Source organism: Pseudomonas sp. FG86, assembly GCF_057808775.1.
Map to the genome: position 1 here is coordinate 95,516 of NZ_JBMDIS010000009.1, position 25,746 is coordinate 121,261.

General features: G+C 58.8%; 30 protein-coding genes and 1 tRNA gene. 8 read left to right on the top strand and 23 right to left on the bottom strand.

Features of this window, described 5'->3' with window-relative positions; all coding sequences use genetic code 11:
* Window positions 1-26 precede the first annotated feature (26 nt).
* From ACODSV_RS08975 to ACODSV_RS08990, 4 genes are all read left to right on the top strand, one after another.
* The gene (locus ACODSV_RS08975; protein WP_024077133.1) at window positions 27-1,403 is read left to right on the top strand and encodes an L-serine ammonia-lyase; all 1,377 of its coding nucleotides are present in this window, start codon (window positions 27-29) and stop codon (window positions 1,401-1,403) included.
* Window positions 1,404-1,442: 39 nt separating this feature from the next.
* Entirely contained in the window at window positions 1,443-2,567 is a 1,125-nt protein-coding gene (gene gcvT, locus ACODSV_RS08980; protein WP_069076931.1) for a glycine cleavage system aminomethyltransferase GcvT, read from the top strand.
* Window positions 2,568-2,954: 387 nt separating this feature from the next.
* A complete protein-coding gene (locus tag ACODSV_RS08985) occupies window positions 2,955-3,167 on the top strand; it encodes a cold-shock protein (protein WP_024077135.1) in 213 nt (70 codons plus the stop codon).
* Window positions 3,168-3,274: 107 nt separating this feature from the next.
* Complete coding sequence (locus ACODSV_RS08990) at window positions 3,275-3,763, top strand: RDD family protein (RefSeq protein WP_024077136.1); 489 nt, start codon at window positions 3,275-3,277, stop codon at window positions 3,761-3,763.
* A 135-nt stretch (window positions 3,764-3,898) separates the two neighbouring features.
* On the opposite strand, the gene nadA is transcribed toward ACODSV_RS08990, so the two are convergent.
* The 19 genes from nadA to ACODSV_RS09085 form a co-directional block, all read right to left on the bottom strand.
* The gene (gene nadA / locus ACODSV_RS08995) at window positions 3,899-4,957 is read right to left on the bottom strand and encodes a quinolinate synthase NadA (protein ID WP_024077137.1); all 1,059 of its coding nucleotides are present in this window, start codon (window positions 4,955-4,957) and stop codon (window positions 3,899-3,901) included.
* A gap of 496 nt (window positions 4,958-5,453) precedes the next feature.
* Window positions 5,454-5,529, bottom strand: a tRNA-Lys gene (locus ACODSV_RS09000).
* A gap of 63 nt (window positions 5,530-5,592) precedes the next feature.
* Entirely contained in the window at window positions 5,593-6,267 is a 675-nt protein-coding gene (gene queC / locus ACODSV_RS09005) for a 7-cyano-7-deazaguanine synthase QueC (RefSeq protein WP_162163619.1), read from the bottom strand.
* 16 nt (window positions 6,268-6,283) lie between these two features.
* The gene (gene queE, locus ACODSV_RS09010; RefSeq protein ID WP_024077139.1) at window positions 6,284-6,931 is read right to left on the bottom strand and encodes a 7-carboxy-7-deazaguanine synthase QueE; all 648 of its coding nucleotides are present in this window, start codon (window positions 6,929-6,931) and stop codon (window positions 6,284-6,286) included.
* A gap of 164 nt (window positions 6,932-7,095) precedes the next feature.
* A complete protein-coding gene (gene ybgF / locus ACODSV_RS09015) occupies window positions 7,096-7,932 on the bottom strand; it encodes a tol-pal system protein YbgF (protein WP_069076929.1) in 837 nt (278 codons plus the stop codon).
* Window positions 7,933-7,938: 6 nt separating this feature from the next.
* Complete coding sequence (pal, locus tag ACODSV_RS09020) at window positions 7,939-8,439, bottom strand: peptidoglycan-associated lipoprotein Pal (protein ID WP_003209827.1); 501 nt, start codon at window positions 8,437-8,439, stop codon at window positions 7,939-7,941.
* Between the two features lie 55 nt (window positions 8,440-8,494).
* The gene (gene tolB, locus ACODSV_RS09025; protein WP_041161007.1) at window positions 8,495-9,775 is read right to left on the bottom strand and encodes a Tol-Pal system beta propeller repeat protein TolB; all 1,281 of its coding nucleotides are present in this window, start codon (window positions 9,773-9,775) and stop codon (window positions 8,495-8,497) included.
* Between the two features lie 17 nt (window positions 9,776-9,792).
* Window positions 9,793-10,866 (bottom strand): cell envelope integrity protein TolA, encoded by a 1,074-nt coding sequence (gene tolA, locus ACODSV_RS09030; RefSeq protein ID WP_024077142.1) that lies wholly within the window; start codon window positions 10,864-10,866, stop codon window positions 9,793-9,795.
* On the bottom strand, window positions 10,866-11,318 hold the full coding sequence (tolR, locus tag ACODSV_RS09035; RefSeq protein ID WP_160384999.1) for a protein TolR: 453 nt from the start codon (window positions 11,316-11,318) through the stop codon (window positions 10,866-10,868). Before tolR ends, tolA begins: the two co-directional genes overlap by 1 nt.
* Window positions 11,319-11,341: 23 nt before the next feature.
* A complete protein-coding gene (gene tolQ, locus ACODSV_RS09040) occupies window positions 11,342-12,037 on the bottom strand; it encodes a protein TolQ (RefSeq protein ID WP_024077143.1) in 696 nt (231 codons plus the stop codon).
* A 1-nt stretch (window position 12,038) separates the two neighbouring features.
* Complete coding sequence (gene ybgC / locus ACODSV_RS09045) at window positions 12,039-12,494, bottom strand: tol-pal system-associated acyl-CoA thioesterase (RefSeq protein ID WP_032890914.1); 456 nt, start codon at window positions 12,492-12,494, stop codon at window positions 12,039-12,041.
* A 152-nt stretch (window positions 12,495-12,646) separates the two neighbouring features.
* Window positions 12,647-13,705 carry a Holliday junction branch migration DNA helicase RuvB gene (gene ruvB / locus ACODSV_RS09050; RefSeq protein ID WP_024077146.1) on the bottom strand — a complete coding sequence of 353 codons (1,059 nt, stop codon included), beginning with the start codon at window positions 13,703-13,705 and terminating at the stop codon, window positions 12,647-12,649.
* Window positions 13,706-14,317 (bottom strand): Holliday junction branch migration protein RuvA, encoded by a 612-nt coding sequence (gene ruvA, locus ACODSV_RS09055; RefSeq protein WP_003175802.1) that lies wholly within the window; start codon window positions 14,315-14,317, stop codon window positions 13,706-13,708.
* 67 nt (window positions 14,318-14,384) lie between these two features.
* Window positions 14,385-14,909, bottom strand: coding sequence for a crossover junction endodeoxyribonuclease RuvC (gene ruvC / locus ACODSV_RS09060; protein ID WP_024077147.1), 525 nt, complete (start codon window positions 14,907-14,909; stop codon window positions 14,385-14,387).
* A gap of 156 nt (window positions 14,910-15,065) precedes the next feature.
* Window positions 15,066-15,812 (bottom strand): YebC/PmpR family DNA-binding transcriptional regulator, encoded by a 747-nt coding sequence (locus ACODSV_RS09065; RefSeq protein WP_024077148.1) that lies wholly within the window; start codon window positions 15,810-15,812, stop codon window positions 15,066-15,068.
* A 135-nt stretch (window positions 15,813-15,947) separates the two neighbouring features.
* The gene (gene aspS / locus ACODSV_RS09070; protein ID WP_024077149.1) at window positions 15,948-17,723 is read right to left on the bottom strand and encodes an aspartate--tRNA ligase; all 1,776 of its coding nucleotides are present in this window, start codon (window positions 17,721-17,723) and stop codon (window positions 15,948-15,950) included.
* 107 nt (window positions 17,724-17,830) lie between these two features.
* Window positions 17,831-18,052 carry an FmdB family zinc ribbon protein gene (locus tag ACODSV_RS09075; RefSeq protein WP_010208103.1) on the bottom strand — a complete coding sequence of 74 codons (222 nt, stop codon included), beginning with the start codon at window positions 18,050-18,052 and terminating at the stop codon, window positions 17,831-17,833.
* Window positions 18,053-18,221: 169 nt separating this feature from the next.
* Window positions 18,222-18,563: a ribbon-helix-helix domain-containing protein gene (locus ACODSV_RS09080; protein ID WP_041161008.1), complete on the bottom strand. Its 342-nt coding sequence runs from the start codon at window positions 18,561-18,563 to the stop codon at window positions 18,222-18,224.
* A 181-nt stretch (window positions 18,564-18,744) separates the two neighbouring features.
* A complete protein-coding gene (locus tag ACODSV_RS09085) occupies window positions 18,745-19,218 on the bottom strand; it encodes a Dps family protein (RefSeq protein ID WP_003193874.1) in 474 nt (157 codons plus the stop codon).
* A 427-nt stretch (window positions 19,219-19,645) separates the two neighbouring features.
* Here ACODSV_RS09085 and ACODSV_RS09090 point away from each other — a divergent pair, with 427 nt between their 5' ends.
* The gene (locus ACODSV_RS09090; protein WP_024077151.1) at window positions 19,646-20,248 is read left to right on the top strand and encodes a cold-shock protein; all 603 of its coding nucleotides are present in this window, start codon (window positions 19,646-19,648) and stop codon (window positions 20,246-20,248) included.
* An 83-nt stretch (window positions 20,249-20,331) separates the two neighbouring features.
* On the opposite strand, the gene ACODSV_RS09095 is transcribed toward ACODSV_RS09090, so the two are convergent.
* A complete protein-coding gene (locus tag ACODSV_RS09095; RefSeq protein WP_024077152.1) occupies window positions 20,332-20,538 on the bottom strand; it encodes a SlyX family protein in 207 nt (68 codons plus the stop codon).
* Between the two features lie 3 nt (window positions 20,539-20,541).
* On the bottom strand, window positions 20,542-20,967 hold the full coding sequence (locus tag ACODSV_RS09100) for an HIT domain-containing protein (RefSeq protein ID WP_041161288.1): 426 nt from the start codon (window positions 20,965-20,967) through the stop codon (window positions 20,542-20,544).
* A 174-nt stretch (window positions 20,968-21,141) separates the two neighbouring features.
* Between ACODSV_RS09100 and ACODSV_RS09105 the strand changes: the two genes are divergently transcribed.
* Window positions 21,142-21,525, top strand: coding sequence for a hypothetical protein (locus tag ACODSV_RS09105; protein WP_150055268.1), 384 nt, complete (start codon window positions 21,142-21,144; stop codon window positions 21,523-21,525).
* Between the two features lie 185 nt (window positions 21,526-21,710).
* Window positions 21,711-23,012 carry an OprD family porin gene (locus ACODSV_RS09110; protein ID WP_069076927.1) on the top strand — a complete coding sequence of 434 codons (1,302 nt, stop codon included), beginning with the start codon at window positions 21,711-21,713 and terminating at the stop codon, window positions 23,010-23,012.
* A gap of 192 nt (window positions 23,013-23,204) precedes the next feature.
* Here the strand turns inward: ACODSV_RS09110 and ACODSV_RS09115 are convergent, their stop codons facing one another.
* Window positions 23,205-24,047: a mechanosensitive ion channel family protein gene (locus tag ACODSV_RS09115; protein ID WP_024077155.1), complete on the bottom strand. Its 843-nt coding sequence runs from the start codon at window positions 24,045-24,047 to the stop codon at window positions 23,205-23,207.
* A gap of 135 nt (window positions 24,048-24,182) precedes the next feature.
* Complete coding sequence (locus ACODSV_RS09120) at window positions 24,183-24,668, bottom strand: YajQ family cyclic di-GMP-binding protein (RefSeq protein ID WP_003193880.1); 486 nt, start codon at window positions 24,666-24,668, stop codon at window positions 24,183-24,185.
* A gap of 122 nt (window positions 24,669-24,790) precedes the next feature.
* Between ACODSV_RS09120 and ACODSV_RS09125 the strand changes: the two genes are divergently transcribed.
* Window positions 24,791-25,708: a putative 2-dehydropantoate 2-reductase gene (locus ACODSV_RS09125; protein ID WP_069077451.1), complete on the top strand. Its 918-nt coding sequence runs from the start codon at window positions 24,791-24,793 to the stop codon at window positions 25,706-25,708.
* The last annotated feature ends 38 nt before the right edge of the window (window positions 25,709-25,746 follow it).

The following is a 25,746-nucleotide window of genomic DNA, read 5'->3' on the forward strand; positions in this document are numbered from 1 at the left end:
AACAATAAGAAACCGGAGAACAACTCATGTCGTTAAGCGTGTTCGACCTGTTCAAGATTGGCATCGGCCCCTCCAGCTCCCACACCGTCGGCCCTATGCGCGCGGCCGCTCGATTCGTCGAGGGCCTCAAGCGGGACAACCTGCTGAGCGCCACCGCCGGCATCAAGGTGGAACTCTATGGCTCCCTCGGCGCCACCGGTAAAGGCCACGGCAGCGACAAGGCCGTGCTGCTGGGCCTGGAAGGCGAACACCCGGACACCGTGAACACCGAAACCGTGGCCGCACGCCTGGCGCAGATGCGCAGCGACGGTCGCTTGAACCTGCTCGGCGAACACAGCATTGCGTTCAACGAGAAAGAACACCTGGCAATGATTCGCAAACCCCTGGCCTACCACCCCAACGGCATGATCTTTCGGGCCTTTGACGCCGCGGGTATCCAGATTCGCAGCCGCGAGTACTACTCGGTCGGCGGCGGGTTCGTGGTGGATGAAGACGCCGCCGGCGCCGACCGGATCGTCGAAGACACCACCCCCCTGACCTTCCCCTTCAAGCACGCCAAGGACTTGCTTGGCCATTGCGCCACCTACGGGCTGTCCATCAGCCAGGTGATGCTGACCAACGAAAGTGCCTGGCGCCCTGAAGCAGAAACCCGCGCCGGCTTGCTGAAGATCTGGCAAGTGATGCAGGACTGTGTGAGCGCTGGTTGTCGCAACGAAGGCATCTTGCCGGGCGGCTTGAAGGTCAAGCGCCGCGCCGCTGCCCTGCATCGCCAACTGTGCAAGAACCCCGAATCGGCCCTGCGCGACCCGCTGTCGGTACTCGACTGGGTCAACCTGTACGCCCTGGCGGTCAACGAAGAAAACGCCAACGGCGGCCGCGTGGTCACGGCGCCCACCAATGGTGCTGCCGGGATCGTGCCGGCAGTGCTGCATTACTACATGCGCTTTATCCCGGGCGCGAATGAAGACGGCGTGGTGCGCTTCCTGCTCACCGCCGCCGCCATCGGCATTTTGTACAAGGAAAACGCGTCGATCTCCGGGGCCGAAGTTGGCTGCCAGGGCGAAGTCGGCGTGGCGTGCTCCATGGCGGCCGGCGCACTGTGCGAAGTGTTGGGCGGCAGCGTTTCCCAAGTGGAAAACGCCGCCGAGATCGGCATGGAACACAACCTCGGCCTGACCTGCGACCCGATTGGCGGCCTGGTACAGGTACCGTGTATCGAGCGCAATGCCATGGGTTCGGTCAAGGCGATCAATGCCGTGCGCATGGCCCTGCGCGGCGATGGGCAGCACTTTGTGTCCCTCGACAAGGTCATCCGCACCATGCGCCAGACCGGCGCCGACATGAAAAGCAAATACAAGGAAACCGCCCGTGGCGGTTTGGCGGTCAACATTATCGAGTGCTGACGCCCAACTGCGCGCCAGTACGTTTTTCAGGAGCTGAATATGTCCACCGAAACCCTGTTGAAAACCCCATTGCACGCCCTGCATATCGAGCTGGGCGCGCGCATGGTGCCTTTCGCCGGCTATGACATGCCGGTGCAATACCCACTGGGCGTGATGAAGGAACACCTGCACACCCGTGAACAGGCCGGGTTGTTCGACGTGTCCCACATGGGCCAGATCCGCCTCACCGGCGCCAATGCCGCCAAGGCCCTGGAAACCCTGGTACCGGTCGACATCATTGACCTGCCGGTGGGCATGCAACGCTATGCCATGTTCACCAATGACCAGGGCGGCATCCTCGATGACCTGATGGTCGCCAACCTGGGTAACGACGAGCTGTTCCTGGTGGTCAACGCCGCCTGCAAGGACCAGGACCTGGCGCACCTGCGTGCGCGGATCGGCGACCAATGCAGCATTGAGCCGCTGTTCGAAGAGCGCGCCCTGCTGGCCCTGCAAGGCCCGGCTGCGGTGAAGGTACTGGCTCGCCTGGCACCTGAAGTCACGCAGATGACCTTCATGCAGTTCGCCTCCCTGCGCCTGCTGGGCGTGGACTGCTACGTGAGCCGCTCGGGCTACACCGGCGAAGACGGCTTTGAAATCTCGGTGCCGGCCGCCAACGCCGAAAGCCTCGCACGCAGCCTGCTCGCCGAAACCGAAGTACAGGCGATCGGCCTGGGTGCGCGTGACTCGCTGCGCCTGGAAGCCGGCCTGTGCCTGTACGGTCATGACATGAATACCGACACCACGCCGATCGAGGCCAGCCTGCTGTGGGCGATTTCCAAGGCCCGTCGGGCTGACGGTGCACGTGCCGGCGGCTTCCCGGGCGCCGATCGCATCTTCACCCAGCAGCAGGCCGGCGTCAGCCGCAAGCGCGTAGGTCTGCTGCCCCAGGAGCGCACCCCCGTACGTGAAGGCGCAGAGATCGTCGATGAACACGGCACCGTGATCGGCAGCGTATGCAGCGGTGGCTTTGGCCCGAGCCTGGGCGGCCCACTGGCCATGGGTTACCTGGACAGTGCATTCATCGCGCTGGATACCCAAGTCTCTGCGCTGGTGCGTGGGAAAAAGGTACCTCTTCGTGTAAGTAAAATGCCATTTGTGCCGCAGCGTTACTATCGTGGCTGATTGACTGTTCCTATAAGTAACGCGGTTGCGTTAATGTGCACTAATCTGTAACGCAACCGCCATAAAACAGTGCAGCAACGATAGTCTTTGTTAAAGGAATTAACCTATAACAAGTGACCCATTCTATCGAATAAGTCGCTTCCACATTATTCAACGAAGTGTCATGAGGCCAAGCAAAACCTGGGCTTTTGGCAGGGCTTGTTTTTTCTGCATTAGTTGTCGTAGAGTTTGTCCACTGTGTTTGCATGGGTCGCTTGGAACCTGACCTGGGCAGTAGCCAAAGCTTGCTACAACCCGTTCGACGTCTCTTACTTTCCTGCAACCCAGCCCAGTACTCTTTCATGCGAAGGGGCTGTCATCAATTTTTAGCGTCAAGGAAATAAGAAAATGTCTGAACGTAAGAGCGGTACCGTCAAGTGGTTTAACGACGAAAAAGGGTTTGGTTTTATCACTCCAGAAAGCGGTCCGGATCTGTTCGTACACTTCCGCGCTATTCAGGGCAACGGCTTCAAGAGCCTGAAAGAAGGCCAGAAAGTGACTTTCGTTGCTGTGCAAGGGCAAAAAGGCATGCAAGCTGATGAAGTGATCGCCGAAGGCTGATACTTCCCTGCGACAAAAAGCCCCTGATGTCACCATCAGGGGCTTTTTTATGGGCGCCGCAGGGGCATTGCCCCGTAAAATGCATTTTTTCTCCAGAGAGCCCTGCCATGTCAAAACCCCTGCTGAGCCCCCAAGGCGAGTTCCCCGCCGTTGGCCTGGGCCGTCGCCTGGCAGCGATGTTCTATGACTTCCTGTTGTGCACCGCACTGCTGATCGTCACCGCCTTCCTTTACAAACTGGTGTGGATCGCATTCGTGGGCGAAGCGAAAATGCGCACTCTCACCGAGTCCGGCGCGCTGGACGGCGACCCGCTGCTGTCGACCATTCTGTTCTTTGTGCTGTTTGGCTTCTTCGCCAAATTCTGGACCCATTCCGGGCAGACCCTGGGCATGCAGGTGTGGGGCGTGCGCGTACAGAACGCCGACGGCTCGCGGATCAGCCTGTGGCAGGCGCTGTTACGCTTTGTGGTGTCGATTGCGTCGTGGTTGTGCGTGGGGCTGGGGTTTATCTGGTCGTTGTTCGACAAGCAGAAACGCAGCTGGCATGACATCTACTCGGATACGCAGTTGGTGAGAATTCCGAAGCAAAAGAAATAACTCCCTGCCTGCTGAAATCAAAATGTGGGAGGGGTTTGCCCCCGATAGCGGCTCTACATTCAATATTTCTATTGACTGACACACCGTCATCGGGGGCAAGCCCCCTCCCACATTTTTAACCGAGCTCGCTTCGTTTCAGGCGTTACCGGCCAGCTTCAGGCGCGCAGCCTGAGTGAAATCCAGCATGCGCTTGAGCGGCCGCACCGCCTGCGGGATCACCGAAGGCTCGACGAAGATCTCGTTACTGCCCTCACGCAGGCACTGCAAGGTGCGCTCCAGCGTATTCATCGCCATCCACGGGCAGTGTGCACAGCTGCGGCATGCCGCGCCGTTACCGGCGGTAGGCGCTTCGACAAAGACCTTGTCCGGGCACAACTGCTGCATCTTGTAGAAGATGCCGCGGTCGGTGGCGACAATGAAGGTCTTGTTGGGCAGACGCTGCGCCGCGGCAATCAACTGGCTGGTGGAACCCACCGCATCCGCCAACTCGATCACCGACGTCGGCGACTCCGGGTGCACCAGGATCGCGGCGTCCGGGTACAGCGCCTTCATATCTTCCAACTGCTTGGACTTGAACTCTTCATGGACAATGCAGGCACCGTCCCACAACAACATGTCGGCTCCGGTCTGGCGCTGGATGTAGGTACCCAGGTGCTTGTCCGGGCCCCAGATGATGGTTTCGCCGTTATCCATCAGGCTTTCGACGATTTCCAGCGCACAACTGGAGGTCACCACCCAATCCGCCCGCGCCTTGACCGCCGCCGAGGTGTTGGCATACACCACCACGGTGCGCTCGGGGTGCTGATCGCAGAACGCCGAAAACTCATCCACTGGGCAGCCCAGGTCGAGGGAGCACGTGGCTTCCAGGGTCGGCATCAGGATGCGTTTTTCAGGGGTAAGGATTTTGGCGGTCTCGCCCATGAAACGCACACCGGCGACCAGCACGGTCTTGGCCGGGTGGGCGGCGCCGAAGCGTGCCATTTCCAGGGAATCGGAGACACAGCCGCCGGTTTCTTCGGCCAGGGCCTGAATCACCGGGTCGCAGTAGAAGTGAGCGACCAGCACCGCGTCCTGAGCTTTCAGCTCGGCGGCGATGGCGGTACGCAGGCCAGCCTCTTCATCGGCACTGAGGACCTTGGGCTGCTTGGCGTCGAGGTGGGCTTGAACCAGTAGGCGTTCGGAAATTTGCGTCATGTTCGCAAGACCTGCAGGCGCAGTTGCGCGAAAGTCGAGTGTACCACCGGCTCTGGAGCCCTTCGGGCGCCGCCGGACGAAGTGAGGGTGTTCATCAAGCACGGGTTAAAGTGAAGCTGGGCAAGGCTACAGAATATCGAATGGTTTCAAAAGCCTAATCTGGCGTTCGAGGCCGTGATAAGCGGGTAAAAAAACGGGAAACACCATCGCTGGTGTTTCCCGTTTTTTTATCTCGCTCAACGCCGACAGGGTTGATTCAGGCCAGGCGACAAACGTCAGAAGCGGTACGCGACCGAGACACTAGCCTTGCTGTTACAAAAGCTCGTCAAGGGCCGCATGAGCCGACCGCTGGAGGGCGAGAATCGCCTTCTCCACGGGGCCGTATGGCTCGGCATCTCACGGACGGCATATTACACATCGACTTTTTCACAAGACAAAAAAAAACCCGGAAATCCTCACTTGCGTGGGCCTTCCGGATTTTCTAAACCGCCAAAAATGGTGGGTCGTGTGGGATTCGAACCTACGACCAATTGGTTAAAAGCCAACTGCTCTACCAACTGAGCTAACGACCCGCTGTGTGGTGGCGCGTATAATACTGATTTCTAAGGATTATTCAACACCTTATTTGAAATAAATCAGAAATAACGCGTTGGGTCCGTAATTCCGGCCGCTTGGAAGCCCTCAGCACGCAGTCGGCAGCTGTCACATTTCCCACAAGCACGGCCGTCATCGTCTGCCTGGTAGCAGGAAACAGTCAGCGAATAATCGACGCCTAGTCCTACACCAGCCTTCACAATATCGGCCTTGCTCAGGTTTTGCAGCGGCGCCAGGATGCGAAAGCCCTGCCCTTCGACACCGGCTTTGGTGGCCAGGTTGGCCATGCGCTCGAACGACTCCACGAACTCCGGGCGGCAATCCGGGTAACCGGAGTAATCCACCGCGTTGACGCCAATAAAGATGTCGCGGGCATTCAGTACCTCTGCCCAGCCAAGGGCCAGGGATAGGAATACGGTGTTGCGTGCTGGCACGTAAGTCACCGGGATACCTTCACTCGGCGCTTCCGGCACATCGATGCTGCTGTCGGTCAGGGCTGAGCCACCAATGCCGTTGAGGTTCAGGCCAATCACCTTGTGCTCGGCCACGCCCATCTCACGGGCAACACGGGCAGCAGCGTTCAGCTCGGCGCGATGGCGCTGGCCGTAGTCGAAGCTCATGGTGTAGCAGGTATAACCTTCAGCCTGTGCCATGGCGACCACGGTGGCGGAGTCCAGGCCACCGGACAACAGGATGACAGCGCGTTTTTGAGCAATCGTAGGTTCAGTCATTTCAGCGTCCTGGCTCGTCGTTCCAAAGATATTTATGCAGCTGCAATTGCAGGCGCACTGGCAGGTTATCAGCCACCACCCAGTCGGCGAGGTCGCGTGCGTTCAGGTCGTGGTGGCTCGGCGAGAACAGCACCTCGCCCGCGCGACGGTCCAGGCCATACTGGATCAGCTTGGAGCTCGCCCAATCGTAGTCGTCGCGGGAACAGATCACGAACTTGACCTGGTCGTTGGCCGTCAGCAGATCGATGTTCTCGTAGAGGTTGCGATGCGCCTCTTTGGAGCCTGGGGTCTTCAGGTCGACCACGCGGCTTACGCGCGGGTCTACCGCGGAAATGTCCAGGGCACCACTGGTCTCCAGGGACACTTCGTAACCGGCGTCACACAGCTGCTTGAGCAGGGGAATGGCATTTGGCTGCGCCAGCGGCTCGCCACCCGTCACACAAACGTAGCGCGGTCGATAGCTGGCAACCTGCTCGAGGATGTCATCGAGGGTGCGCACGGTGCCGCCACTGAAGGCGTAGGCGCTGTCACAGTATTGGCAACGCAATGGGCAGCCGGTCAGGCGCACAAATACTGTGGGCAGGCCAGCGGTGCGCGTTTCACCCTGTAACGAGTAAAAAACTTCGGTGATGCGTAATGTGTCTTGCATAGTCGCCACGGGCGTAACAGCTAAACAGGCTGTCCGCCTCCGTCAGGCACTTCAAGGAATTCCGCCAACGCGTAAACCCCAGGAAGCGTGTTTCATAAAAGGGCGTGGATTCTAACGAAAAAACCCGCGCCAGGCGCGGGTTTCTTCCAAACGGGCTGCATCGCTTACAAGCGTTGCAGATCGCGCTGGGCCAACTGGGCAGCGGAAGTACCCGGATACTGGGCAACCACCTGCTGCAGAATGCCTTTGACCTTGTCGGTATGACCCAGGCGGCGTTCTACGTCAGCGAGTTTGTACAGCGAGTCCGGCACCTTGGCGTGCTTAGGGTAGAGTTGGCTGACCTTGGCAAATGCCTGGCCTGCCCCCTGCAAATCACCCTTTGCCAGGTTTACCTCACCCAACCAGTACTGGGCATTGCCTGCGTACTGACTGTTTGGGTAACGACCGAGGAATGCGGTGAAAGCCTTGCTGGCCTTGTCGAAATCCTTGGCTTTGATCAGATCGAAGGCGGCATCGTAATACAGCTTTTCCTTCGCCGGATCACCCGGTTCACTGCTGGCGGCAGGGGCTTGGCTGGCGGCCGCGGCCCCTGCTGCTGCACCACCGGCGGCGGCACTGGGTGCGCCACCGGTAGAAGAATTATCAGGAGTTGCGGCAGGTGTAACGCCGGCTCCAATACGTCGGTCAAGATCCTGATATCGCTCCAGGCCTTCTTGCTTCAGCTGGTTCACTTGGTTCTGCAAAACCTCAATGGCGCCTTGTTGCTGCGACAATTGATCCTGCATGCGTTGCAGCTGGTTGAACAGTTCGCCCTGTGCCGAGGGGGCTGACGTAGCCGCCCCCCCAGCATAGGCGCCGTTCGTGCCATAACCCGCTGGCGGATAAGCACTTCCGCTATTGTTATAGCCAGAGTTGCTATCGACCACAGGAGCCGCAGCCCACACCGAGAGCGGCGCGAGGCTGAGAGTCAGTACAGTTAGAGCACGACGGCACGTTCGCATGACGAATTACTTACGCAGTTCGACGCGACGGTTTTGAGCCCAGGACTGCTCGTCGTGGCCAGTAGCAACTGGACGCTCTTTACCGTAGGAAACCAGTTCCAGTTGGCCTGGAGCAACACCTTGCAGTACCAGGTAGCGCTGAACGGCTTTCGCACGACGCTCGCCCAGAGCCATGTTGTACTCACGAGTACCACGTTCGTCAGTGTTACCTTCCAGAACAACGCGAGCGCCGTTAGCTTTCAGGTCTTTCGCGTGAACGTCCAGAGCGCGCATGGCTTCTGGTTTCAGGTCCGAACTGTCGTATTCGAAGTAGAAAGTAGTGATTGCGCGCAGAGCAGCTTCTTCGCTCAGGGAGCCGTCAACTGCACCAGTGTTAGCACCGTAACCAGCGTTTGGATCAACAGCTGCGCCTTCACCGGCATTGTCGCCGCCTTTAGACGAGCAACCAACGGCTACGGACAGAGCCAGAGCCAGAGCAGCAAACTTACCAAACTTCAGCATTTCCATCGTGAAACTCCTAATGAACCCCAGTGTGTTAAGCAAATCTTTTTGTAGCGCCGCGTCAGTTCAGGTAAGGGGACCAGGATGGTTCTCTGACTTCGCCTTGTGCGGTAGGAAGCGGGAGCCTTACGCGTCCATTAATGGACACGAGCATCAAGACTCCCCGGCCCTGCTGGCGGGTGGCGTAGATTACCATGGTGCCGTTGGGCGCAACAGTGGCTGACTCATCAAGGTTGGTATCTGTAAGGATTTTTACGGTTCCGCGCTGCAAATCCTGGGCCGCAACCCGGAAATTAGTGAAACCATCCTGACGGTGAATCATCACCAACGTCTTTTCATCAGCCGAAAGCTTCGGATTGGCGTTGTAGTTACCGATAAAGGTCACGCGTTCCGCGCCCCCACCGCCAATGCTCGATTTGTAGATTTGTGGCTTGCCACCGCGGTCGGAGGTGAAATAGATGGTCGAGCCATCTTTACCCCAGAACGGTTCGGTGTTGATACCTGGGCCGCTGGTGACGCGAGTGATCTGGCGCGAAGCCATGTTCATCACGTAGATATCCGGGTTACCGTCCTTGGACAGTACGAATGCCAGGCGCGAACCATCCGGCGACCAGGCAGGTGCACCGTTGAGGCCTTCGAAGTTGGTGATCTGCTCACGACGGCCAGTATCGATGTGCTGGACGAAGATACGCGGACGCTTCTGTTCGAAAGACACATAGGCAATACGCTTGCCGTCCGGCGCAAAGCGCGGCGACAGGATCGGCTCCCGGGACTGCAGCAAGGTCACGGCGCGCGCACCGTCGTAGTCCGAACGCTGCAACGTGTAGCGGGTGTTGTCTACAGAGAAACGTTCAGCAGTGACATAGAGCATGCGCGTCGAGAAAGCACCCTTGATACCGGTGAGCTTTTCAAACGACTGGTCCGAGATGTAGTGGGCCATGTCCCGCAGTTGTTCGGCGGTGCCCGACACGCTGCCGGTCAATACCTGCTGCTCGGTGGCCACGTTGAACAATGTGTACTGGATCTGCAGGCGACCGCCGGCAGGCTGGATGTTGCCGACCATCAGGTACTGGGCACCCACGGCCTTCCAGTCACGGAAGATGACTTCGCTGGCCTGGGTAGGCTGGCTGATCATGTTGCCTTTCGGAATCGGCGCGTAGTAACCGGAGTTGCGCAGGTCGTCGCTGACGATCTGGGCCATGTCATCCGGCAGCACGCTGCCGCCCTGCCAGCCGAACGGCACAACCGCGATCGGGGTGGCCCGATCGCTACCGCTGGTGACCAGGATGTTCTTTTCATCCGCCGCCGCTATCCCTGCCATACAGCAAATAACGACAAGCATTCCTCGAAGAAGGTTTCTCACAAGGCTAGATCCTCAGGTGTGAATGTCATCTTGAATGAACGATAGGGAGCGAAGTCGCTTGGTTTCATTCCCTGCATCTCGGTCAACCGGCCAATGTTCTTGACCGCGGCAACCGCCGAACTGTCGAACGAACCGTCACCACTGGACTTGGCCACGCTGACCGAAGTCACCGTACCGTCCGGCAACATGCCGATCTGCAGCACTACTGTCATGCCTTTGCGTGCCGAAGGTGGACGTGTCCAGCCTTCTGCTGCTCGTGCCCGAATCAGGTCGTCGAAACTGCCCGCGACTTCATCACCACGTTCATCGGCCAATGCTTGCTGACGCTGAGGCGTGTCGGAAAGCAAATCTGCCAAGGCCTGGGCCTTTTTGTCTTCGGCGGATTTACGCGCTGCTTCCTGGGCCTTTTTCTTGCTGGCGTCGGCGGCAGCTTTCTTCTTCGCGTCGTCGGCGATTTTCTTCTTCGCCTCGTCTGCTTCAGCTTTTTTCTTGGCGTCTTCGGCGGCTTTCTTCTTCGCGTCCTCGACAATCTTTTTCTTGGCGTCTTCAGCGGCCTTTTTCTTGGCCTCTTCTTCGGCTGCTTTTTTGGCTTCTTCTTCAGATTTTTTCTTGGCTATATCAGCCAATTGTTTCTCTTCAGCTTTTTTAGCTTCGGCAGCTTTCTCGGCTTTCTTGGCTTCATCAGCCTTTTTCGCCTCGTCGGCCTTCTTCGCTTCGTCAGCCTTTTTCGATTCCTCGGCCTTTTGAGCCGCCTCTTCTTTCTTTTGTTCCGCAGCAGCCTTCACCGCTTCCTGCTCGACCTTCTTCTGTTCCATCTGCTCGACTTCAGTCTGGCGCGCAGCCGACTTCTGGGCCTCACCCGCAATCTTCTGATTGGTCTGGGTAGTGGCCTGACTTTTCGATTTCAGCTGATACAGGGTCGCCTGCACGATCGGCTTGGCTGGCGGCAGGTCCGGGGTCATGGCAAAGCTGACGAACAACATGCCAAACACCAGGACATGCAGGGCAATTGCCCAGACGCTAGGCCAGAAGTAGCTTTCCGAGGCGGACGGCTCTCGCTGTTGGTGCATCAGGGCGCCTCGGTAATCAAGCCAACGTTGCCGACGCCGGCCTTCTGCAGCCCGCCCATGGCGCCCATGACGGAGCCGTAGTCGACCGATTTGTCACCGCGGATGAAGACTTGGGTGTGCTTGCCGCCTTCGTTGCCGGAGCGAATGATCTTGGTCACTGCGTCGGTCATCGCCGGCAAGGTCAGGGCCTTGTCCTGCTGCTTCTGGGTATCGACTTCGCTGCCAAGGTTCCAGTAGTAGGTCTTGTCAGCCTTGATCGAAATGGTCAGCACCTGGGTGTTGTTGTCCTGGGGCAAGGCTTCGCTGGAAACCTTGGGCAGATCAACTTTCACACCCTGGTTGAGCATCGGCGCGGTCACCATGAAGATCACCAGCAGCACCAGCATCACGTCGATGTAAGGCACTACGTTCATCTCGGCGACCGGCTTGCGCTTGGTTCGAGCTCGAGTGATTAAAGCCATCGGGGAGTACCTGCTTATTCTTCGCTGGTGTGCACTTTACGGTGCAGGATCGCCTGGAATTCATCGGCGAAGGTGTAGTAACGGCTGATCAAGGTCTCGCCGCGCGCGGCAAAACGGTTGTAGGCAATTACTGCGGGGATAGCGGCGAACAGGCCGATCGCGGTGGCGACCAGGGCTTCGGCGATACCCGGGGCCACGGTGGCCAGGGTCGCTTGCTGGGCCTGGGCCAGGCCACGGAACGAGTTCATGATCCCCCACACGGTACCGAACAGGCCGATGTACGGGCTGACGGAACCGACGGTGGCGAGAAACGGCAGGCTCTGCTCCAGCTTCTCTTCTTCGCGGGAGATGGCCACGCGCATGGCACGGGCCACGCCTTCCATGACCGCTTCCGGGTCAACGCCTGGCTGCTGGCGCAGACGGGAGAATTCCTTGAAGCCGGCGCGGAAGATCTGCTCGACGCCCGAATCCGGATCTGGGTTGCTGCCGGCCTGGCGGTAGAGCTTGGACAGGTCGATACCCGACCAGAAGCGCTCTTCGAAGCTCTCCAGGGCACGTCGACCGGCACGCAGCAGGTTGCTGCGCTGAAAAATCATGACCCAAGAGGTAACCGATGCGGCTACCAGGATCAGCATCACCAGTTGAACCACGACACTGGCATTACTGACCAGGCTCCACATGGAGGAATGGTCGACGACGGTAGGTTCCACGCTAAATCTCCTGCTTTGATTGTTTACCCGCGCCGCTCACGGCGGCAAAGGCCGCACGTAGAGTTTCGGGAATGGCCCGAGGTTTCAAACTGTTGGTGCGTACACACGCCACCAGGAACTGCCCCTCGCAGAGCAGCGTTGCATCCGTAGCCCGCCTGACCTGCTGCTTGAATCGCAGGCTGGCACGGTTCAATTCGATTACTTCAGCGCTGACCAGCAGTTCGTCGTCCAGTCGCGCCGGCGCGTGATAGCGAGCCTCGCTGGAATGCACGACGAATAACAGGTCCTCCCCTGCCAGCTGGGATTGGGCAAAGCCCAGCTCCCGTAGCCGCTCGGTTCGAGCCCGCTCCATGAACTTGAGGTAATTGACGTAATACACGATACCGCCGGCATCGGTGTCCTCGTAATAAACGCGACAGCGATGTGCGAACGACTGATCCCCGTTTTGCGCGCGCATACTCTAGTGCTTACTCCTCAGGTTGCCAATCCGGCTTAGCAACTGTTTTTTCATTCTCGCTTTTTGCGTTCGAGAATATTTCCAGTGACTGAATGACGACACCAGCCACTAGGACAGCACAAACCTTGAATAAATCGATCCACGTGGTCTTTTTAATCGTCCACTGCATCCAGGAATTCGTCTACCACGGGCATCTCACCCAATCGTGACGGAATGTTTAACCCGAAGTGCAAATAGGCATGGCGCGTGACCACCCGCCCCCTTGGCGTGCGCATGATGTAGCCCTGCTGGATCAGGTACGGTTCCAGCACATCTTCAATGGTATGGCGCTCTTCACTGATGGCCGCGGCCAGGCTGTCTACCCCCACCGGGCCACCGTCGAACTTCTCGATCATGGTCAAGAGTAGACGTCGATCCTGGTGATCGAAGCCATGCTCGTCCACATCCAGCAGGTTCAAGGCCAGGTCGGCCACCGGCTTGGTGATATGCCCCTTGGCCCGCACCTCGGCAAAATCACGCACGCGGCGCAGCAGGCGGTTGGCAATACGTGGCGTGCCCCGGGCCCGACGGGCGATTTCAAACGCGCCTTCCGGGTCCAGGGGCAGGCCGAGAATGCCGGCCGAACGGCTGACGATGGTCGCCAGGTCTGCGGTGCTATAGAACTCCAGACGTTGAACGATACCGAAACGGTCTCGCAGCGGGTTGGTCAGCATGCCCGCACGCGTGGTCGCCCCCACCAGGGTGAACGGCGGCAGGTCGAGCTTGATCGATCGGGCCGCGGGGCCTTCGCCGATCATGATGTCGAGCTGGAAGTCTTCCATGGCGGGGTACAGCACTTCCTCGACGATCGGCGACAACCGATGGATTTCGTCGATAAACAACACGTCATGGGGTTCAAGATTGGTCAGCAGCGCCGCCAGGTCGCCAGGACGCTCCAGCACCGGGCCGGAAGTCGACTTGATCGACACGCCCATTTCCTGGGCAATGATGTTGGCCAGGGTGGTTTTACCCAGCCCCGGCGGGCCAAAGATCAGGGTGTGATCCAGGGACTCGCTGCGCCCGCGCGCGGCCTGGATGAACAACTCCATCTGCTCGCGCACGGTAGGCTGGCCGATGTAGTCGGCCAGGCTCAGGGGCCGGATGGCACGGTCCTGGATTTCTTCGCGGTCACGGGGGCCCGTGGCCGCGATCAGACGATCAGCTTCAATCACTTAAATCATTCCCTTCAGGGCTCGGCGGATCATGTCTTCGCTGCTCAGGTTCTTGTCCTTGATGGCCGACACCGCCTTGCTCGCCTCCTGCGGCTTGTAGCCCAGGGAGATCAGCGCGCTGACGGCATCGCTTTCAGCGCTGGCCACCTGGCCTGCCGGCATATCCGGCTGGTTCGGCACCAGGGCGAACATGCTCGGCACCACTTCCCAGGCCTTGAAGCGGTCCTTGAGCTCCACCAGCAGGCGCTCGGCGGTTTTCTTGCCCACGCCCGGCACCTTGGTCAACGCCGAGGTGTCCTGGGCCGAAACGGCACGCACCAGTTCGTCCACTTCCAGGCTCGACATCAACGCCAGGGCCAACTTCGGCCCCACGCCATTGAGGCGAATCAGCTCGCGGAAGAAGTCGCGGTCGCGCTTGCCGATGAAACCATAGAGTAGTTGCGCGTCTTCGCGCACCACCAGGTGGGTGTGCAGCGTTATGGGTTCACCGACCGACGGTAGGCGATACAGGGTAGTCATGGGCACTTCCAGCTCATACCCCAACCCGTTGACATCCAGAATCAGGTGCGGCGGCTGTTTCTCAGCCAGGGTGCCGCGCAAGCGTCCAATCACGGTTCAGATCCTTAAAGCGTGGGGTCAGATCGAGGCCTGACCGGAAATAACGATTGCGCTGATGCTATCAGAGACGCAGGCGCCCGCCACGACTGCGTGCCGTCCCCAAGCCGTGCGGTAGCAGGCTGGAGCGCGTGTGCGCATGGCAAATGGCAATGGCCAGGGCGTCGGAGGCATCGATCTGCGGTTTTGAGGTGAGCTTGAGCATGTGCATCACCATCATCTGCACCTGCTCTTTATTCGCCGCCCCCGTGCCAACCACTGCTTGCTTGACCTGGGTCGCGGTGTATTCGGCGATTTCCATGCCTTCCTCGGCACCGGCCACGATGGCAGCGCCACGGGCCTGGCCGAGCTTGAGGGCCGAGTCGGCATTCTTGGCCATGAACACCTTTTCGATGCCCATGGTCACTGGCCCGTAGGTCTGGATCACTTCACGCACGCCGCGATAGACGATCTGCAAGCGCTCAGCCAACTCGCCCGCGCCGGTACGAATACAGCCCGAGGCGACATAGACGCAGCCACGCGGGGTGTGTTGCACCACGCCAAAGCCGGTAATGCGCGAACCGGGGTCGATACCTAGGATTAAAGTCATAAGGCCTGCAGGTCGGGTAAACACAATTTTTGATACAGGGAGGCCCAATGTGGGAGGGGACTTGCCCCCGATGGCAGTGTGTCAGTTATCTCTCAATCGACTGAACCACCGCTATCGGGGGCAAGCCCCCTCCCACATTTAAAACTACATCGCCCTTCAGCCTAGCTGTTCGGCTACAGATTCAGGGATGTCGGCATTCGAATACACGTTCTGCACGTCATCCAGGTCTTCGAGCATATCCAGCATCTTCAGTACTTTCTGCGCGCCGTCCAGGTCCAGCTCGGCGCTGGTGGTTGGCAGCATCACGATTTCCGCGTCGGTACCTTTGAAACCGGCCGCTTCCAGCGCGTTACGCACGGCGTAGAACCCGGCGAACGAGGTGAACACGTCAATGGAGCCGTCTTCATTGGTCACCACGTCGTCGGCATCCGCCTCCATTGCCGCTTCCATCAGCGCATCTTCATCCACACCCGGTGCGAAGGAGATCTGCCCCTTGCGCTCGAACAGGTAGGCTACCGAACCGTCTGTGCCGAGGTTACCCCCGCACTTGCTGAACGCATGGCGCACCGCCGCCGCGGTACGGTTGCGGTTATCGGTCATGCACTCGACCATCACCGCCACGCCACCCGGGCCGTAGCCTTCGTAGGTAAGCTCGACCATGTCGTCGGTATCGGCCGCCCCGGCACCACGGGCCACGGCGCGGTCGATGATGTCGCGGCTCATGTTGGCGCCGAGGGCTTTATCCAGCGCCAGGCGCAGACGCGGGTTGGAGCCTGGGTCACCACCGCCCTGGCGGGCAGCGACCGTCAGTTCGCGAATCCACTTGGTGAAGATCTTGCCTTTCTTGGCATCCTGACGCTCTTTGCGGTGCTTGATGTTCGCCCACTTGGAATGGCCAGCCATAACACAACTCCGAAATTCTCTAGAAACCTTATCAACCCCGCCCCAGGCGGGATGCAACCCTTGTAACGCAAAGGCGCATCCGAAGATGCGCCTTTTTGACCGCGTAAAACCTTATCGCGCTTTCACGCAGCAGCCTTACTCAGCCTTCGGCGTCTCGCGCAGGCGAATGTGCAACTCGCGCAGTGCCTTGGCATCCACCACACCCGGCGCCTGGGTCATGACGTCCGCAGCGCTCTGGGTTTTCGGGAACGCGATCACTTCACGGATCGACTGGGCGCCAGTCATCAGCATCACCAGGCGATCCAGGCCGAAGGCCAGGCCACCGTGCGGCGGCGCGCCGTATTTCAGGGCGTCGAGCAGGAAGCCGAACTTCTCTTCCTGTTCCGCTTCGTTGATGCCCAGCAGGCGGAATACCGCTTGCTGCATCTCTTTGCGATGGATACGGATCGAACCGCCACCCAGCTCGGTGCCGTTCAGCACCATGTCGTAGGCACGGGACAGAGCGCCTGCCGGGTTGGCTTCCAGCTCTTCAGGGGAGCACTTCGGCGCAGTGAACGGGTGGTGCAAGGCGCTGAAGCTGCCATCGTCGTTCTCTTCGAACATCGGGAAGTCGACGACCCACATCGGTGCCCACTTGCAGGTCAGCAGGTCGAGGTCGTGGCCCAGCTTGATCCGCAGCGCGCCAAGGGCTTCACTGACGATCTTGGCCTTGTCGGCGCCGAAGAACACGATGTCGCCGTCGACCGCACCAACGCGATCCAGGATCACATTGAGGTTGGCTTCCGGGATGTTCTTCACGATAGGCGACTGCAGGCCTTCAACACCTTTGGCGCGCTCGTTGACCTTGATGTACGCCAGGCCCTTGGCACCGTAGATGCCGACAAACTTGGTGTAGTCGTCGATCTGCTTGCGCGGCATGCTCGCGCCACCAGGCACACGCAGGGCGGCGATGCGGCATTTCGGGTCGTTGGCCGGGCCGCTGAACACCTTGAAATCAACATCTTTAAGCTGGTCGGCCACGTCCACCAGTTCCAGAGGGTTACGCAGGTCTGGCTTGTCGGAACCGTAGCGGCGCATGGCTTCTTCGAACGTCATGTGCGGGAATTCGCCGAATTCCAGGTCCAGCACTTCCTTGAACAGGTTGCGGATCATTTGTTCGGTGATACCCATGATCTCTTTTTCATCGAGGAAGCTGGTCTCGATGTCGATCTGGGTGAATTCAGGTTGGCGATCGGCGCGCAGGTCTTCGTCACGGAAGCACTTGGCGATCTGGTAGTAACGGTCAAAGCCGGCCACCATCAGCAGTTGCTTGAACAACTGCGGCGATTGCGGCAGGGCGAAGAAGCTGCCGGCGTGGGTGCGGCTTGGCACCAGGTAGTCACGCGCGCCTTCCGGGGTAGCCCGGGTGAGGATCGGCGTTTCGACGTCGAGAAAGCCGTTCTCGTCCAGGAAGCGACGGATGCTGGTGGTCATGCGCGAACGCAGGCGCAGCTTCTCGGCCATTTCCGGACGACGCAGGTCCAGGAAGCGGTAGCGCAGGCGGGTTTCTTCGCCGACGTCGGAGTATTCGTTAAGCGGGAACGGCGGGGTTTCCGATTCGTTCAGCACTTCCAGCTCGTAGCCCAGCACTTCGATTGCGCCGGACGCCATGTTCGGGTTCACAGCCCCGGCCGGACGCAGGCGTACCTTGCCGGTGATCTTCACGACGTATTCGCTGCGCACGCGGTCGGCGGCGGCGAAGCTCTCGGCGCGATCCGGGTCGAACACCACCTGGGCCAGACCATCACGATCACGGATATCGAGGAAGATCACCCCGCCGTGGTCGCGGCGACGGTGAACCCATCCGCAAAGGGTGATTTCCTGACCATCCAGGGTCTCGTTCAGTTGGCCGCAATAGTGGCTGCGCATCATGGTAGTGGTTTCACTTCTCGTAATTCGAAATTCGGTGGAGGCCTGCCTCGTCACCGCACAGTTAAGCAGGGGACGGATAATGCAGGAGCCCGCGCGTAGAGTTCAACTCAGTCTGCTTTGTCGCCGCCGGCCAGATTCTTCTTCGAGCCGGTCTTGAAATCGGTCTCGTACCAGCCGCTGCCACTCAGGCGGAAGCCCGGCATGGACAACATCTTCTTGAGTTCAGGCGCCTGGCAGGCCGGGCAATCGACCAACGGCGCTGCGCTGATCTTTTGAATGGCTTCCAACTGATGACCACAGGAAGCACATTGATAGTCGTACATGGGCATGGAGATGTCTCGGCGATCAGATCGTTACGCGCTACGCCTGCCCAACGGATCAAGCCCCGGCATTCGCAGCAAAGCGCGGGATTATATCTGGTAAATCGAGGCAGCGCAGCCGGCTTTCTGCCCGAAGCCAGGCCCGCCCTGGGGCAGGCCTGGCCACGGAACCGCAAGATTACTCAGGACTCAACGGTGCGCTGCAGCCTTTTAACAGGTGAACCACGCACACGACCCTGACCAGTCCACTGAAGTTCTTCACGCCTCCATACCGCAAATGCACTTCCCGATCGACGTAAGACAGCAATGCACTGACCGAACAGGCATTGAGCCTGGCAATCTCCGTGAGGATATTCCAATAGATCTGCTCGAGCCGCAGACAGGTGGAAAAACCGTTGAGCCTGACCGATCGGGACAACGGCCTGGCCAATCCCATATCGAACCCCCTGGAGAAGGGATCGACCTTTATCTTCTGAAAACCACCCGTTTCCATCACTCCACTCACCGCTCCACGTGACATACACCTGACACTCCGTTGCCAAACAACAGCCCATGGGTTTCTCCCATTGGGCGATAGGCCTATAAAACAGCAGGAAGACAGGGGCAGCCAGAAGACGGAGAGTCGATCATCGTAGGAGAACGCCAGGAAGCGCGGGGAAACCCGCGAGCGGCGCCGGGGCGACGCCACTCGAGGTCGATGGTTACTGGTTTTCGAGCAGGGAACGCAGCATCCACGCGGTTTTCTCGTGAACCTGCATGCGTTGGGTCAACAAGTCGGCCGTTGGCTCGTCACTGACCTTGTCGAGCAGCGGGAAAATGCCACGCGCGGTCCGCGTGACCGCTTCCTGGCCCGCAACCAATTGCTTGATCATCTCTTCTGCGCTCGGTACGCCTTCTTCTTCCTTGATCGAAGAAAGACGGGCATAGATCGAATAGGCACCCGGCGCCGGAAAGCCCAGGGCACGAATACGTTCGGCAATGGAGTCCACCGCCAGCGCCAGCTCGTTGTACTGCTCCTCGAACATCAGGTGCAGCGTGCGGAACATGGGGCCCGTGACGTTCCAATGGAAATTGTGGGTCTTCAGGTACAGTACATAGGTATCGGAAAGCAGTCGCGAAAGCCCATCGACGATGGATTTACGATCTTCTTCACTGATACCGATATCGATTGCCATGTTTATCCCCTTCAATTGACAAGCATTCATTGATCAGGTGCAGGACCACTCTAGCAAGAGTCCCCACCTTGTGCAGCCCGGCAGCACCAGGCGACGTGCGGCAATTCGCCCCGCGCGGGCGCACCGGCCTGTGACAAGCAAGGCTTTGCGCCCGACAGGCGATTTGTCTGATAGCGATAAAAAAGCCTGCAAACGTCTAGGACAAGCGTTTGACGCAGAAATGCCACACCCCTTGCAATGCCTGGAAATGCTTGATTTGAGTAGGCACAGCCTTTGCTGTTAAATAGGCAGCGTGTCGCTGCCGTTATTTTCTTCGGCCAGCGCATAGGCTGATACCCGTGCACGTGCTCAACGCCTCCCATTGTTCAGAAGCGAACCGTGCCAGTCAGCTCTTCCTTGTGATCCGTCTTAACGTGAGTTAATCAAAATGTTGAAAATCGTCCACCTGCTAACGGGCGTTGCAGCTTTGCTGCTGTCCTTTATCCCGAGCCTGCAGCCTGAAAGCCTGCCCTACCTGCAACAACATGACGCTCTGTACCTGGCCTTGTTCGGCCTTCTTAACCTGACGCTGGCGCCCGTGATTCCGTACTGGAACAAAGGCATGCGTCATCAACTGCAAAACCTCGTCAGTGCGCTGTTGGTGCTGACTGTTGTGGTCCAAACCCTCACCCTCCTGGCACCCATGCCTGAAGTCGGCGGCCACCCGGCCATCCTGCTCAGCCTGGTCATTGCGCTGGTCGCCATCGTTCTTCACCTGGCCATCAGCTTCTACCGTTCGTCCCCTGCGGCCGCGTCGCAAAACTACGACATGACCAATCGGGATACCGGGACCGTCAAGTGGTTCAACACGTCCAAAGGCTTCGGCTTTATTTCCCGCGATTCGGGCGACGATATCTTCGTCCACTTCCGGGCCATCCGTGGCGAAGGCCATCGCGTTCTGGTCGAAGGCCAGCGTGTGGAATTCTCCGTCATGAATCGCGACAAAGGCCTGCAAGCCGAAGACGTGATCGCTGCCCTGCCACGTCGCTGATTCCAGCCCGCGCTGCACAAAAAACCGCGATCCAGCTAGGCTGGATCGCGGTTTTTTATGCGCGACTATCAAGGGTGGGCCAATTAATAGTGAGGCGGTGGAGCCTCCTCTTCGGAGGTTTCGAACTGGCCGCCCATTTCTTCCTGGCGCTTGAGCAGCGCCGCCATCTGAAGCTGCAGGCGTTCAACCGCGCGCTGCTGGGTCACCAGGATATCGTTGAGCGTCTCGATGGTGTCGTCCTGGAAGGCCAAGCGGCTTTCCAGGTCCGTCACACGGTCTTGCAGATCCATGGTTCAGTCCTGCGCAAAAATAAAGTCGGCAGGCAACAACTCACGCATGCGCGCGCGAATAGCCGCTACCTGTTGTTCAGTGTACGGCTGCGCCGGATGCTTGCCCCAAACCGGAGCCGGCCATGCCGCGTCATCGCGCCTGCGTACGATCACATGCACGTGCAACTGGCTGACGACGTTGCCCAGCGCACCAATATTCATCTTGTCGGCCATCAAGCCTTCGTTGAGCAACTGCGCCAGGGCCGTGGTTTCTTCCCATAGGATTCGTTGATCTGCGACATCCAGCTGAAACACTTCGCTGATACCGTTGATACGCGGTACCAGAATGAACCATGGGTAGTTCGAGTCATTGGACAGCAGCAGGCGGCACAGCGGGAAATCCCCGAGGGCCAGTGTGTCTTGTTGCAAGCGTTGGTCTAAGGCGAACACCGCGGGCACTCCGTTCGGCAGGTCAAGTTCAGGTACCCAGCATACCGTTGATTGTTCGCGGCTTCACGGCGAATGCAGGAAGCGTCGGCACGGTCCGACAAAAAAACCTGCACCTTTTCGAAGCAAGCGAATATATGAGCTACGCTAGAACGGGCCTCACCGGAACGCACCAAAATGACCCACTTGTGCCTCAAAGAGATCCGCCAAGTACCCACTCATCGGGGTGAACCGGTAACGTTTTGCGCAGGCACAGGTTTTTTGTACCACCGCACTGATGTCATGCGCGGCCGTCAAGACCAAACCAAAGGGCGTAAAAAGCCCGTGCTTATGCGGTTTTTACAGGGCAGTAACGATTTTCACGAAAAAATGACATTCAGTTACCGATTTGGGCGCGCTTGTTGCATTCACACCCATATCGTCGGCAACGACACCCGTTCGGAAGCAGGTGTTTCGCGAAAAGAACAACAGCGTTTCAATGCGAATCAAGGAAGACTCCAAACTACTGAAGGGTTTGAAAACAGCATTGAAGTTGTCAGTCCAGTTACATTCGGACTGTGAATTTGCGACATGGAGCTAGCAATTTACGACAGCCTCGTAAAGAAGCTGAAAGGATAGTTGGACAAGTATCGTCAATACGGTCTGCGTGATATAACTTTACGCCGACACAAAAAAGAAAGAGCCGCCCAGATAAAAATACAGGTGGGACGGCGTTACTCTTCCTAAAACCAAAGGAGCAAATCACGATGCGCGTGATGAAGTGGAGCATGATCGCCCTGGCTGTTTCAGCAGGCACCTCGCAGTTCGCAATGGCGTCCGCCCAGGACGATTCCAAAGGCTTTATCGAGGACAGCACAGCCAGTATCCTGACTCGTACCCTGTACTTCAGCCGTGACTTCCGTAACAACGCGCCAGGCACTCAAAGCCGTCGCGAAGAAACCGGCCTCGGCTTCCACGGTCTGTTCAGCTCGGGCTACACACAAGGCACCATCGGTGTCGGTGTCGATGCCATTGGTTTGCTGGGCATCAAACTCGACAGCGGCAAGGGCCGTGCCGGTACCGGCCTGTTCCCTAACGGCTCCGACGGTCGTGCGCAGGATGATTACTCCAAGGGTGGCGCAGCCATCAAGTTCCGTATTTCCGATACGGTCTTGAAAATCGGCGACCAGTACACCACCGCCCCGGTATTCGCATCCGATGACAGCCGCCTCCTGCCAGAACTGCCACAAGGTATCTCGCTCACCAGCAACGAGATCAAGGGCCTGAAACTGGAAGCCGGTCACTTCACCTCGATCGTTGCCCAGGACCACACCTACAAGGACAGTATCGCTAGCTCCGAGCCGGGTACCGGTACTGGCCTGCGCGACGCCAACTTCGTAGGCGGCGTGTACTCCTGGACCCCAGAGTTCACTACCAGCCTCTACTACTCGAAAGTGGAAGACTACTGGAAGAAACTCTACGCCAACGTGAACTGGACCCACGCGCTTAGCGATGATCAGTCCCTGGCTGTCGACTTCAACATCTACAGCACCAAAAGCGACGGCGCCGGCCTGCAACGCGCAGAAAAAGACGGCACCACCAAGCTGGATAACCGTGCCTACAGCTTGCAGGGCGCCTATACCCTCGGCGCTCACACCTTTACCCTCGCCTACCAGAAAGTTAGCGGTGACGGCGACTACGGTTACGGCGTAGACGGCGGCGGCACGATTTTCCTGGCCAACTCCATCGCCCGTTCCGACTTCAACGCTGAAGACGAGAAATCCTGGCAAGCTCGCTACGACCTGAACATGGCCACCTTCGGCGTGCCAGGCCTGAGCTTCATGACTCGTTACGTCAACGGCAGCGGCGCCAACACTGGCACCACATCGAACGGTAAAGAGTGGGAACGCGACATCGAAGCCAAATACGTGATCCAGAGCGGCCCAGCCAAAGACCTGAGCCTGCGCGTCCGTCAAGCGACCTATCGTTCGTCTGACGGCGTGTACTACGGTTCGGCGTCGATCGACGAACTGCGTCTGATCGCGCAATACCCGCTGAACATCTTGTAATTAAGCGTTTGATTACAACGATGACTTAAGGCTTCGGCCTTAAACAAAAAAAGCCGCCCCTCTGCTAGCCAGGGGGGCGGCTTTTTTATTGCAGTTTTACTTCAGCGAATAAATAACTAGCAAGCTAACTAACGAGATTAAGCTGACACGTTTAACCTGACCTTTCGGCCAAGTTAAACATGACGCTTTCGCTTACTTCGGCGCAGCCTCTTGCATGACTCGTATAACTCGCTGCGGAAATGGAATATCAATCCCGGCTGCCTTTAAACGGTCACGCGACAGTTCATTAAGCATGAACACTACATCCCAATAATCCGGGGTATTGGTCCAGCAACGCAGAGAAACAGTGATTGAGCTGTCACCCAGGGTCGACACCACGGCAACAGGCGCAGGGTCAGCCAGCACGCGCGGATCTTTCGCCAGCTCCAGCAGCACTTCGCGGGCTTTTTGCAGATCGGCCTCGTAATCCACCCCCACATCGAACACCACCTTGCGGGTCGGCTGACGGTTGGTGTTGGTGATAATGCCATTGGACAGGATGCCGTTCGGCACGATCACGGTCTTGTTGTCGCCGGTGCGCAGCACGGTGTGGAAGATCTGGATGCTGTCGACGGTACCGGCGGTGCCCTGGGCTTCGATCCAGTCGCCGATACGGAACGGACGGAACAACAGAATCAGCACCCCGCCGGCGAAGTTGGCCAGGCTGCCTTGCAATGCCAGGCCGATGGCCAGGGTAGCCGCACCGATAGCCGCGACGAACGAGGTGGTTGCCACGCCGATCATCGAGGCCACGCTGACAATCAGCATGACTTTCAGCGCAATGTTCGCAAGGCTGGTGATGAAGTGCTGCAGCGCCAGGTCCGCGTTACGCATGGCCAGCAGGCGACCCACGCGGTGGGTCAATACGTTGATCAGCCACCAGCCAATGGCCAGGGTGATCACCGCCAGCAACACCCGGCTGCCGTATTCCATGATCATCGGGATCCACGACTGCGACGTCTTGATCAAGTGATCCATTTCAGCGTTTAAATCCATGTAGCTTCTCCTGTGTGGCGGATGTGCGGCTTATTGACGGCCTAGAAACACAAATGAGCCCCGTAGGGCTCAAGTGCAGGCGTGGGTTCTGGGGCGTGGGACGTCGAAAACGCCCGCAGGTTCCCCGAAGTGCCATCAGTCGCGGAAGTTATTGAACTGCAGCGGCATGTCGAATGTCTTGGCGCGCAGGGCCGCGATTGCCTCTTGCAGGTCGTCACGCTTCTTGCCGGTGACACGTACCTGCTCACCCTGGATGGCAGCCTGGACTTTCAGCTTGGCATCCTTGATATGGGCGACGATCTTCTTCGCCAGCTCCTTGTCGATGCCTTCCTTGAGCACGGCTTCCTGCTTCATCAGCTTGCCGGAGGCGTAGGCGTCCTTGACTTCAAGGCACTGCACGTCGATCTTGCGCTTGACCAGGGCCAGCTTGAGGATCTCGATCATCGCTTCCAGCTGGAAATCGGCTTCAGCGGTCAAGTTGACAGTCAGTTCCTTTTCCTTGAATTCGAAGCTGCCCTTGCCTTTCAAGTCATAGCGGCGGTCCAGTTCCTTGACGGCGTTCTCGACGGCGTTGGTGACTTCGTGTTTGTCCAGTTCGGATACCACGTCGAACGAAGGCATGTCATTTCTCCAATATAAAGGGCGGGCTCAGTAAAGATGGAGCGCGCCGAGCTAAAATGCCGGGGCATTATAGCGGTTCTTTCGCCCCATTCACCGTGGGCGCCCCTACGGAGCACAAACTGATGTCGACCCCTTGGCACATTCTCGGCGCCGGCAGCCTCGGCACACTCTGGGCCACCCGCCTGACGCGCGCCGGCGTGCCCGTGAGGCTGATCCTGCGCGATGAGGCGCGCCTGGCCAGCTACCAGGCGGGGCCAGGGCTGACCCTTGTGGAGCAAGGCGTAGCACACACCTACCCTGTGATCGGCGAAACACCTGACAGCCCCGGCCCGATTCATCGTCTGCTGGTGGCGTGCAAAGCCTACGACGCCCAGGGTGCCATCGCCCGGTTGCAGCATCGACTGGTACCGGACGCCGAACTGATCCTCTTGCAAAACGGCCTGGGCAGCCAGGACGCCGTCGCGGCGCAACTGCCCCAGGCGCGTTGCATCTTCGCCTCCAGCACCGAAGGCGCGTTTCGCGACGGCGACTGGCGCGTGGTATTCGCCGGGCATGGCTACACCTGGCTGGGCGACGCTCAGCACCCCACTCCACCGCTATGGCTGGATGACCTGCAGGCTGCGGGCATCCCCCACGAATGGAGCACGGACATCCTCACCCGCCTGTGGCGCAAACTCGCGCTCAATTGCGCGATCAACCCGCTGACGGTGCTGTACCAATGCCGAAATGGCGGCCTGCAGGCACATCAGTGTGAAGTCGCGACCCTGTGCGCCGAACTGAGCGAGCTGCTCGAATGCTGCGGCCAGCCTGCCGCCGCGCAAGATCTGCACAGTGAGGTAGAGCGAGTGATCCAGGCCACGGCCGCCAATTACTCCTCGATGTATCAGGACGTGGCCAACGCGCGGCGCACCGAAATCAGCTACCTGCTGGGCTATGCGTGCCAGGCGGCCAACCGTCATCAATTGGTCCTGCCGCACTTGCAACAGGTGCAGATGCGCCTGGTCGAGCAGTTGATTGCACGCGGATTGCCCAGCGACTGAGGCACGCGCTACCCTGCCCACTTGTCTATTACCTGTGG